Source organism: Frankia sp. BMG5.23, from assembly GCF_000685765.2.
Taxonomy (GTDB): domain Bacteria; phylum Actinomycetota; class Actinomycetes; order Frankiales; family Frankiaceae; genus Frankia; species Frankia casuarinae.
Genome location: NZ_JDWE01000004.1, coordinates 1 through 7140, shown reverse-complemented (window position 1 = coordinate 7140; position 7140 = coordinate 1). Strand labels below are relative to the sequence as shown.

The 7140-nt window shown below is 69.9% G+C and carries 8 protein-coding genes; 2 read left to right on the top strand and 6 right to left on the bottom strand.

What is annotated here, in order from left to right:
• The first annotated feature begins 146 nt into the window (after positions 1-146).
• On the top strand, positions 147-1010 hold the full coding sequence (locus BMG523DRAFT_RS02670) for a sterol desaturase family protein (RefSeq protein WP_011438249.1): 864 nt from the start codon (positions 147-149) through the stop codon (positions 1008-1010).
• On the opposite strand, the gene BMG523DRAFT_RS02665 is transcribed toward BMG523DRAFT_RS02670, so the two are convergent.
• The 3 genes from BMG523DRAFT_RS02665 to rmuC all read right to left on the bottom strand — a co-directional run bounded on the left by BMG523DRAFT_RS02665 (position 914) and on the right by rmuC (position 4298).
• Positions 914-1759 (bottom strand): polysaccharide deacetylase family protein, encoded by an 846-nt coding sequence (locus tag BMG523DRAFT_RS02665; protein ID WP_011438248.1) that lies wholly within the window; start codon positions 1757-1759, stop codon positions 914-916. The genes BMG523DRAFT_RS02670 and BMG523DRAFT_RS02665 overlap by 97 nt on opposite strands.
• 371 nt (positions 1760-2130) lie before the next feature.
• Positions 2131-2706 carry a DUF6542 domain-containing protein gene (locus tag BMG523DRAFT_RS02660; RefSeq protein ID WP_232234874.1) on the bottom strand — a complete coding sequence of 192 codons (576 nt, stop codon included), beginning with the start codon at positions 2704-2706 and terminating at the stop codon, positions 2131-2133.
• Positions 2707-2816: 110 nt separating this feature from the next.
• Positions 2817-4298 (bottom strand): DNA recombination protein RmuC, encoded by a 1482-nt coding sequence (rmuC, locus tag BMG523DRAFT_RS02655; RefSeq protein WP_011438246.1) that lies wholly within the window; start codon positions 4296-4298, stop codon positions 2817-2819.
• 173 nt (positions 4299-4471) lie between these two features.
• Between rmuC and ychF the strand changes: the two genes are divergently transcribed.
• Complete coding sequence (gene ychF, locus BMG523DRAFT_RS02650; protein WP_011438245.1) at positions 4472-5548, top strand: redox-regulated ATPase YchF; 1077 nt, start codon at positions 4472-4474, stop codon at positions 5546-5548.
• Here the strand turns inward: ychF and BMG523DRAFT_RS02645 are convergent.
• From BMG523DRAFT_RS02645 to BMG523DRAFT_RS02635, 3 genes are all read right to left on the bottom strand, one after another.
• Positions 5500-6636, bottom strand: coding sequence for a tyrosine-type recombinase/integrase (locus tag BMG523DRAFT_RS02645; RefSeq protein ID WP_200923089.1), 1137 nt, complete (start codon positions 6634-6636; stop codon positions 5500-5502). The genes ychF and BMG523DRAFT_RS02645 overlap by 49 nt on opposite strands.
• 41 nt (positions 6637-6677) lie before the next feature.
• Positions 6678-6863, bottom strand: coding sequence for an AlpA family transcriptional regulator (locus BMG523DRAFT_RS02640; protein WP_035909413.1), 186 nt, complete (start codon positions 6861-6863; stop codon positions 6678-6680).
• 19 nt (positions 6864-6882) lie between these two features.
• The coding region (locus BMG523DRAFT_RS02635; RefSeq protein WP_043590278.1) for a replication initiator at positions 6883-7140 on the bottom strand (258 nt) is incomplete at its 5' end.

The window sequence follows — 7140 nt, the reverse complement described above, 5'->3', positions numbered from 1 at the left end:
CCGTTCTGAGCCGCCGCTGTCCCGTTCTGAGCCGCCGCTGTCCCGGTCGCAGCTTCGATCCAAGTCGCCGGTCCAGTCGGAGTTCCGTACAGTTTCCATGCTGTTCCTGGTCCGTTCCGACTCCGATCTGGTCGGGAGGTGGTCGCATGGTGCACTACCCGCGACCGTCCGTCCCCGCGAGGGTGTTCGCGCGCCTCGACCCCCCGGGACCGCACGGCAGCGCCGCGGAGGTCCGGACGCTGGTGGGTGCGGCACACAGGTTCCTGCGCCATCCACGGCCCCCCGTTCTGCTTGGTTGCGTGGGGGCGCTTGCCGTCCTGCGGGTGGTCCGAGGCCCGTGGCGGATCCGGGACACCGGCGTCGCGGTGGCCGCCGTGGCGGCGCAGCCCTTCGTCGAGTGGAGTGTGCACCGGATACTGCTCCACGCCCGGCCGGGCGGTCGGCTGGGATCGATCGGTTACCAACTTGCCGGATACGGGCACGAGCAGCATCATCGCGATCCGACCAACCTCGACACGATGTTCCTGCGCCCCCGCGAGGTGATCAGCGGAACCGTCGCCGTCGCGGCGCCTGCGTTGCTCGGGCCGCCATGGGCGGCGACCGGCGCGCTCTGCCTCGGGATGGGTGCGCTCGTCTACGACTGGACGCATTTCCTCATCCATACCCGGGTCCCCCCGCGCACGGCCTACTACCGGCGGCTGTGGCGAGGGCATCGTCTGCACCACTACCGCAACGAGCGGTACTGGCTCGGGGTGACCAGTCCGCTCGGTGATCTGGCCCTGCGCACCGATCCGCCGCGGGACGCCGTGGCACTCTCGCCGACCGCCCGCGGGCGGGGTACCACCGCAGCCAGCCGTCCTGCCGCCACCCCGTCTGCTCAGTTTGTTCGGACTGCTCAGTTTGTTCGGACTGCTCAGTGCTCCGGCAGGGCCGGTGATGGCCAGCTGAGGTCGGGGGATGCGAGGCCGCCCGGGTCCCCGGTGCCGGTCACCGGGCCAGGATCGGGCTGACCGAGCCTGGGGGTGAAAAGACCAGGCGGGCGGGCCGCGCGCCGAAGCCGATGGGTGTGGGTCCGTGGCACCGTGGGAGGCGGCGCGGGCCGCCCGACGCCTTCCAACCACGCGCGAAGCCGGCTGTCGGGTGTGTTCGCCTCGACGGTCAACCGGGCGAGGGCGAAGCGGTCGTCGGCGGGATGCGAGAGGACGTCGCGTACCGCGCAGGCCGAACTGTAGCCGGCCGAGATCACAAGCTGGCGTACGGACAGGTCGTATCCGCCGAGGGGGTAGGCGAACGTGCGAGGTTCGTCCCCGGTCGCCACGGCCAGCCGGCGACGCGACAGCGTCAGTTCGGCGATCACGTCGGTCCGCGCCAGTTCGTCCAGCCGCCGTCCGGTGTGACCGGACCCGCCGATTTCTATCCCGAGACCCCGTATTCGATGCAGGTCGGTCCGGTTGAAATAGCCCGGATCACCGACCCGTGAACTGGTCACGAATACCGTCGCCGTCAGACCCGTCTCGGCCAGTCGGCGGAGAGCCTTCAAGGTTTCCACGCCGCCGTCGTCGAAGGTGATGATGACCGGGTTGGCCGGCGCGGTGGCCGCGCGCAGGGACGCGGCATATTTCGACACGGTGAGCGCCTGCCGGCCGGAGGCGGCGATGAGGGCGCAGTGCCGCATGAAGGTCGTGAAGGGGATTAGCCGACGTCGCGGGCCGCGTGGCGGCTGCGTGTCGAGAGACCGGTAGCGCAACATCGGGATCATCGGCGTTCGTCCCGCTGAGCAGGGACTGGCGGTCACCGGGGCCCGACCGGCTCACCAACGGACGGGACGTGCTCGCCGGAGAAAGCGTGAGACGTGCACGACAAGCGGGCCTCCCTACGTCCGCCGCCTCCGGGGATGCGGCACCCGATATGCCAGTGGAAGTGCACCTGAACGGTGGGTGCGTGATGCGGCATGGAATCTAGCACGAGCTGTGGCAATAGGTTCCGTCGCGTTGCCGGTGTTTGTCGTCGGCCGTTCCATCTACATGCCTTTTATTGTTTTTATTGATGGCATGGATTTGCTTGTGGGGTGGTTGTGGCGGTACGGCCGACCTGGCGTGGGGAAGCGGCGTGGGGAAGCGGCGGTCCGGGCTACAGCGGCCGGCGTCGGCGCTCGGCGGACGACTGCGCGAGGGAACGTTGCCGCTCGCGGCGCGCCACTTGGGCGCGGCGACCCCGGAAGAGCGCGATGACGACTACCAGGATGAAGGCCGTCAGCAGGATCGGAGCGTGAAGGATCATCTCCGAGCCGACATCGATGGCCTTGTTGCGCAGGCCGGAGCCGCCGTTCCCGGCCGCGGGGTTCAGGTAGCCGACGCCGAGGGTGATGAGCGCGTAGGCGAGCGGCGGCATGATCACCACGCCGATGAGGTCATCCGCATGCACGCGGACCGCGGCGAGGACGCACGAGCCGATGAACAGCACGCCGAAGGCGAACTTCAGGGAACCGAAGATCGCGGAGTCCGCGATGGCACCGAGCCCACCGATGACGAGGACGAGGATGCCGGTGCCGAGCGCGGTGAGGCCCCGGCGGCTGCCCGTGAACAGCGTGGGCGGCGGCCCACTCGCCCGACCGCGCGAGCTGCGAGCGTACAGATCATCATGCCCGCGAGCGCGTGCGGATCTGCCCGGCGGTCCGGCCGACTGCCGGTGAGGCGGCACACTCACGAAGGCAAGGTACCGCCCGCAGATTTCCAATGCGTCAGGGCGATGCACCAGACATGCGCATCGGCTCTCGCATTTGAGCTTTCGGTGTCGATCTCACTGCTTTCCGTTGCTTAATCCTCCTTATGCTGGTCGTTCGCGTCCCATCTGGCCGGATCTGCGCCGTCAGGGGTCTGGTACCCGACATCGATTCCGGGGTCCTCCATGGCGCCACCCCGCCCGGTCGTCGCGCCCTCCCCGGTGCTCCTCAGGAGCTCGGCGGCGGACAGCGGCCGCACGCCGGTCTCTACCGGAACCGGACTGGGGAGCCCCGCCTCGACGACTTCCATGGCCGCGAGCCGGCGGGCGGGGGTCAGCACCCGGCTTTCCAACGAGCCGACGGTGGCGTTGAAGTCCCCCACCGCCCGGCCGAGCGAGCGACCGAGGCGATCGACGTGTTCGCCCAGGGTGCCGAGGCGGGTGTAGAGGTCGCGACCCAGCTCGAAGATCTCCTTCGTCCGTGCGGTCAGCGCATCCTGAGTCCAAGCGTGGGCGATGGTCCGCAGCATAGCGATCAGCGTGGTTGGGGTGGCGATGATGACCTTCTTGCCTGCGGCGTGTTCGAGCAGGCCGGGATCGTGATCGAGGGCAGGGGCCAGGAACGCCTCGGCGGGGACGAAGAGCACCACGAACTCCGGGGATGACGGCAGCCGCCGCCAGTAGGACTTGGCGCCGAGGCCGTCGACATGCGCACGCAGATGGCGGGCATGGGCGGCCATCCGGCGCGCGCGATGCTCCTCGTCCGTCGTGTCGGCGGCCTCCAGGAACGCGCTGAGCGGAACCTTCGCGTCGACGACCACGTTGCGGCCACCGGCAAGGTGGACGACCATGTCGGGCCGTTGCGGGCCGTCGTCGCCCTGGATCGTCATCTGCTCGGTGAAGTCGCAGCGGTTGAGCATGCCGGCCACCTCCGCCACCCGGCGCAGCTGCATCTCGCCCCAGGCACCGCGGGCCTGGGGCCGGCGCAGCACGGTCACGAGCGCGGCGGTCTGCGACCGGAGGTTCTCCGACGCCTCGCGGGCGAACCGCACCTGCTCGACGAGTGCCGCGTAGGCCTCGGTGCGCGCGGTCTCCAGCTCCCGCAGCCGGTCCTCCATCCGCCCGAGAGCCTCCCGCAGCGGCGTCACCATGCTCTCGACCGCCGAACGACGGGCGTCGAGATCGCCGCGGGCGCGGGCGCCGGCCTCGTCCAGCCGGGCGGAGGCCAGCTCTACCAGCTGACGGCTCGCGCCCTCCAGAGCCTGCGCGGACAGCGCTCGGAAGCTCTCGGCAAGCCGGTCCTGGCTCTGCTCGACCAGCGCCACCCGCTCGCCCGCCGCTCGCTGCTCGTACTCCAGCGCGGTGCGCAGGCTGGACACGTCCGACTCGGCCAGCATCGCACGCTCGGCAGCGGCGGCGGCGGTCTCCCGGGCCTGGTCGCGCTCCCGCACGGCGGTGGCGTGCGCAGCCGTGAGCGCGGCAACCCGCGGCTCGGCGAAGCGGCGCGCGGCGGCGAATCCGCCCATGGCGCCGAGAGCCAGCCCGATCAGGGCCAGCAGCGCGCTGGTCGTGTCCACGGGAGAGAGGCAATCACGGCCCTCCGACAGTTTCGCGCGGTTTCGCGGTGAGACGGTCCCCGGCCGGGCAGCTTCCCGGCCGGGCCCTTCCCGGCGAGCGGCCGTGGGGCCTAGTAGCCGTGGGGCCTGTAGCCGTGAGGTCCGTAGCCGTGAGGTCCGTAGACTGACCGGCCATGGGCTTGTCGATCGGGATCGTCGGGCTGCCCAACGTCGGCAAGTCCACGTTGTTCAACGCCCTGACGCGCAATGAGGTGCTGGCCGCGAACTACCCGTTCGCGACGATCGAGCCGAACGTGGGCGTGGTCGGGGTGCCCGATCCGCGTCTCGGCGAGCTCGCGAAGCTCTACGACAGCGCCCGGACGGTGCCGGCCACGGTCAGCTTCGTGGACATCGCCGGTCTGGTCCGAGGCGCGTCCGAGGGGCAGGGCCTGGGTAACCGCTTCCTCGCGAACATCCGCGAGTCCGACGCGGTCTGCCAGGTCGTCCGGGTGTTCTCCGACCCCGACGTGGTGCACGTCGAGGGCAGGGTCGACCCGGCCGACGACATCGAGACGATCAACACCGAGCTGATCCTCGCCGATCTGCAGACCGTTGACGCGCGCCTGCCGAAGCTGGAGAAGGAGGCCCGTGCCGACAAGGCGAAGCAGCCGTTGCTGGCCGCGGTGAAGGCCGCGCGCGAGGTGCTTGACGCCGGCCGCACGCTGTCCTCGGAACCGAAGATCGATCGCGACGCCCTGCGGGAGCTTTTCCTGCTCACCGCCAAGCCCTTCCTCTACGTCTTCAACGTCGACGAGGACGTCCTCGCCGATCCCGGTCGGCGCAAGGAACTTGTCGGCTCCGTCGCGCCCGCGGACGCGATCGTGCTGTGCGCCAAGGTCGAGGCCGAACTGGCCGAGCTCGACGAGGCCGACGCCGCGGAGCTGCTGGCCTCGCTCGGCCAGGAGGAGAGCGGCCTTGCCCAGCTGGCCCGGATCGGTTTCCACACCCTGGGGCTCCAGACGTTCCTGACGGCAGGCCCGAAGGAGGCCCGGGCCTGGACCATCAGAGCCGGGGCGACCGCGCCGGAGGCCGCCGGGGCCATCCACACCGACTTCCAGCGCGGCTTCATCAAGGCCGAGATCGTCTCGTACGACGCCCTGATCGCGGCCGGTTCGATGGCCGCCGCCCGCGCGGCCGGCAAGGTGCGCATGGAGGGCAAGGACTACGTGATGGCCGACGGCGACGTCGTGGAGTTCCGCTTCAACGTCTGATCAGGGGCCACTTCCGCAGGTCCCGCAGGGTACGAGTGATCGTGTTCCACACCGGTTACACCGGACCACGCCGTGTCCACCGCCTTGCGGGTCCGATCCTCGCTATCCGGCATCAGGTGCCCGTACGTCGACAGCACCAGGTTGGCGTTGTCGTGCCCGAGCCGTTCCGCGACCGCGATCACGCTTTCCCCCGCAGCGAGCAGAACCGACGCGTAGTGGTGCCGAAGATCGTGGGGCGTGATGCCAGCCGGAAGCCCCGCCTGGCGGACGGCCCGGACGAAGATCTGTGCCCCGTAGTAGTCGTGGCGGTACGGCCGCCCGAACCGCGTCGTGAACAGCGAACCGTCCGCCCCCGGCGGGAAGACCTCCGAGTGCTCCGCCACCGCGTCACGGACGACGTCAGGCAGCGGCACGACCCGCCGGGAACGGGGCGTCTTGGGTACGCTCCGGACCTTCGAGCCGGGTGCAAGCTGCCATTCGATGCGCACCACCCGCCCGCCGGTGTCGACGTCCTCAGCTCGCAACGCGAGCAGTTCGCCGATACGGAGCCCGAGCCCGGCCTGAACGATCACCATCGCCCGGTTGCGAACCGGGATCGCGTCCGCCAGGAGCCGCACTTGGTCAACCGTCAGCGGCACCACCCGTTTCCGCCGGGTGGACGGCATGCTGAGCCGTACGACGGGTGAGACGGCCACCAGGCGATCGAGCACGGCCGCCGCATAGATCGACCGCAGCAGCGACACGAGGTTACGCAGCGTCGTAGGCGCCAGCAGCCGTGCCCGGTCGGACACCCACGCCTGAACCTCCGACGGCCGGACCGCCGCGAGCCGACGGGTGCCGAGGGAGGTCCCCTCAATGTGCACTTTGATCGTTCCTGCGACCCGGCGGGACGTCGTCGGCCGGTGGACCCTGCCCGCAGCCCATCGCCGGGCGTACTCGGCAACCGTCGTCCGGTCGTGCGGGTCGATGTACTGGCCGTTGGCGAGATCCGAGACGACGGCAGCCCGGAAGCGCTCAGCATCACCCTTCTTCGCGAAGGACTTCGAGCGTTGCCGCCCATCATCGTCGCGCCAGCGCGCTAGGTACACCGCCTTACCGTCGCGAACCCGCTTTTCCACACTGCCCACGGCTATGCGGCCCTCTCAGCGAGCCACGCGCGCACGTCCGTGGGGTCGTAGCGAAGCCACTTCCCGACCCGGTACGCCCGAGGCCCGACCTTGCGCGTCCGCCACTGATACAAGGTCGCCACAGGAACACCGAGGAAGCGCGCAGCCTCAGCAGCAGTCCACAAGCGATCAACCTCCGCAGACAACATCCCCATTCCCAACCTTCCACTACGCAGCAAATTTCCGGGCCGAATGTGCTTCCTCTCTCCGTGACCGGGCTTGGTCTGCGGCCATGGATGCGAGCCATCGGTCGCCGTTGTTGGTGTAGCCGGAGGAGTGGTACCGCCAGGTGGGGATGATCACGGTTTCGTCGGTGTCGTCGGGTCGGCCGAAGGCGTCGAGGGCCGGGCGTTCCTCGCCGTTCACGTGGGTGCGCCGCCAGGTACGCCGGGCCGTCCGGCGTGCCGCGAAGGTGGTGGAGTAGCC